We start from the raw sequence: 3,196 nt of genomic DNA, 5'->3' as shown, positions 1-3,196 counted from the left end.
TTTTGACAAAATCAGCCAGCCGGCGGCTTGTCACCTGCCCGGCCGCCGCCGCCATGTCAAAGTCCTGGTAGTCGGCATGCAGCTCATAGCGCAGGTCCTTGGCCAGCAGCCAGTTGCTGTGGTCCTGGTTGAGCAGCTGCCGGTTCTGCAGGGCCTGCCGGCTTTGCTTCAAAAGGCCCGGGTCGATCCGGCCGTCGGCAATCATCTGCATTTCCTTGGAGATGATCTGCCGGGCCAGGTCCAGTTTCTCCGGGTCCAGGCCGGCATTGATCAGAAAAAGCGCGTTGTCGGCAAACCAGTTGCTTTCTACCGCGTAAGCAGCCCCGCTTTCCTCCCTGACTTTGGCAAACAGGCGCGAGGACTGCTCCCCGGTCAGATACTGCCGCAAAACCGTCCCTGTCGCCAGGTCGTCCAGCTTGGGCCGGCCCTTGAAGGCATAGCCCAAGTACAGCTGGGCCTGCTGCTTGCCCTGCTCGCTTGTTTTTTCCAAGCGCAAGTCCGGCGCCGGGATCAGCAAATCGTCAACGCCGAAATCGATCCGGATTCCCGGCCAGTCCTCTTCAGCCAATTGCTGCAAGAGCAGACGCTTGACCTGGCGGGCGTCATAGACATGACCGAAGATGCAGCTGGCCTGGGTTCTGAGGGCGTCGGCAAAGCGGCGCACGTCCTGGCTGGAAGCAGCCTTGATTTCTTCAATTGAGCCCATGAAGCTGGCCGCGTAATCAGGCTGGTCAGCATACCAGTTGTTGAAAAAGCCGCTCAAAGCCGCGTTGCTGGGCTCAGCCAGCAGCTCCTGGTACTCGTCGGCCAGTTGCCGCTGGGCCAGTTTGACGCTGGCAGAGCTGATCAAAGGCCGCGTTGCCAGAGCGCAGAAAGTTTCGGCAATCTGCCGGTAGTTGTAGTCCGGGTCCAGAATCTGCCGCGGCTCAATGAAATTGGCCAGGTAGGCAATGACCAATTCCTTGCCGAAAAGCTGGACGACAGCTTCAAACTGAAACGAGTAGCGCTTCTGCAATTCGATTTGCTGCAGGCCGGCTTCAGGAAACAGGTCGCTTTCGTCCATCTGCATGCGGCAGAGCAGGTTGGCCAGGGCCATGTTGTGCTTGGTCAAAGGCAGACGCACGAAGAAGCCCAGGCTGCCGGTGGTAAATTTTTGATTGCTTTGAATTGTAATGTTTTCTTTGTTCATTATGCTTCATCCTGTCCTTCAGGAGGCAAAAGCACCTTGCGCGGCTTGGACCCTTCCGGAGGGCCGACCACGCCGTGCTCTTCCATCTCATCGATGATTCTGGCCGCCCGGTTGTAGCCGATTCTGAACCGCCGCTGCAGCATCGAGACGCTGGCAGACTGCTGGCGGCGCACCAGGTCGACGGCCTGCTGGTAGTATTCGTCGTCGACGTCATCCTGGCTGTCTTCTTCATCGGCATCCCCGGCCTGCGGGATCATCTCTTCGTCATACTCAGCGCTTTGCTGCTCCTTGACCCAGCCGACGACTGCCTCAACTTCGTCAACGTCGATATAGGCCCCTTGAATCCGTTCGGGCTTGGAGGCACCGATCGGCAGATAAAGCATGTCCCCGCGGCCCAGCAGTTTTTCGGCGCCGACTTGGTCCAAAATGGTTCTGGAGTCGACCCCGCTGGAGACGGCGAAGGAAATTCTTGAAGGAACGTTGGCCTTGATCAAGCCGGTGATGACGTCCACGCTCGGCCGCTGCGTGGCCAGGATCATGTGGATCCCGGCGGCCCGGGCCATTTGCCCCAGGCGGACGATCGAGTTTTCGACTTCATGGCCGCCGACCATCATCAAATCGCTCAATTCGTCAACGACCACCAGTATGTAAGGCAGCGGCTCCATGACCGGCCGGCTGGCGTCTTGGTTGTTTTCAGCCACCTTGCGGTTGTATTCGCCCATGTTGCGGACGCTGGCGGCGGCAAACAGCTTGTAGCGCCGCTCCATTTCGTCGACGACCTTCTTTAAGGCCTTGGCGGCCAGGCGCGAGTCGGTCACTACCGGAATCATCAAGTGCGGCACGCCGCTGTAGACTGACAATTCGACCATCTTGGGGTCGATTAAGACCAGCTTGACTTCGTCTGGCCGGGCCTTCATCAGGATGCTGGTCAAAATGGTGTTGATGGCAACCGACTTACCCGACCCAGTCGAACCGGCAACCAGCAGGTGGGGCATCTTGGTCAAGTCGGCGCTGATGATCTGCCCGCTAACGTCCTTGCCCAAAGGCACCATCAAAGGATGCTCCCGGGCCTGCTGGTCCTGGTGCTCCATCACGTCTTTAAAGGCCACTGAGGCCGCCTTTTGGTTGGGCACTTCGATGCCGATGTAAGGCTTGCCCGGAATCGGCGCTTCGATTCTGATGTCCTTGGCGGCCAGAGCCAGGGCCAGGTCATCGGCCAGGTTGACGATTCTGGAAACCTTGACCCCGACGGCCGGCTGCACCTCATAGCGGGTGATCGTCGGTCCCAGGATGGCCTTTTTGACGTTGACCTCAACGCCGAAGCTCTTGAAGGTTTCTTCCAGGATAGCCGTGTTCTGGCCGATCTGCTGGCGGTCGCCGCTTTGGTCGCTGGCCTTGACGGCCTTGAGCAAAGACAGCGGCGGGAATTCATAGCTGTCGTCAAAGCTGGCCGCCTTTTTCAAGCCGTGGTCGACCTGCTGGTCGGCCAGCAGCATTTTCTGGTCGTCTTCGGCCTGGCTGCGCGGCTTGGGCAGGTCGTCCAGTTCCAGTGAGTGGGTAACCGGCGGATCCGGATGCTGCTCGGCCACCTGGATTTCCGGCATGGAAACTTTCTCAGCCGGCTTGGAGGCTGCTTTTTTAGCCGACTCTTTCTTGCCGGCTGGTTCTTTCCAAGGGTCGGTCAGCTTCTCGCGGTTGTCCGGCTCCTTGCTCTGGCGCTGCTCCTTGTATTCGCTGTATTTTTCCTTCAGCTGGCCGGCTCCGTCCCGGCTCTGCTGGATGAAGGCGCGGCTGATTTTCTGAAAAGCCGCGACCAGGTCGCGGAACTTCACGTCAAAGAACATCAACACCCCGCTGAGCATGGCGATAGCGGCCAGGCAAATGCCGCCTGCTTGTCCCAGCAGCTGGTAGAAGATGCCGTACAAAAAGCTGCCGATCAGGCCGCCGCCGACGCTGACCGTGACGTTGGCCCGGGCCAGCTCTTCATAGATCACGCTCTTGAAGGCC

General features: G+C 59.2%; 2 protein-coding genes. Both read right to left on the bottom strand.

All coding sequences use genetic code 11. The annotated features are described in order from the left end of the window. On the bottom strand, window positions 1–1,189 hold a 1,189-nt coding region (locus lacNas_RS01175), incomplete at its 3' end, for a M16 family metallopeptidase (protein ID WP_201346514.1). Continuing rightward, a partial coding sequence (locus lacNas_RS01170; protein ID WP_201346513.1) for a DNA translocase FtsK occupies window positions 1,189–3,196 on the bottom strand: 2,008 nt, incomplete at its 5' end. The genes lacNas_RS01175 and lacNas_RS01170, both read right to left, overlap by 1 nt.

This window comes from Lactobacillus nasalidis (genome assembly GCF_016587775.1).
GTDB lineage: Bacteria > Bacillota > Bacilli > Lactobacillales > Lactobacillaceae > Lactobacillus > Lactobacillus nasalidis.
The sequence above is the reverse complement of the archived record's forward strand: the minus strand, read 5'-3'. Positions and strand labels throughout refer to the sequence as shown.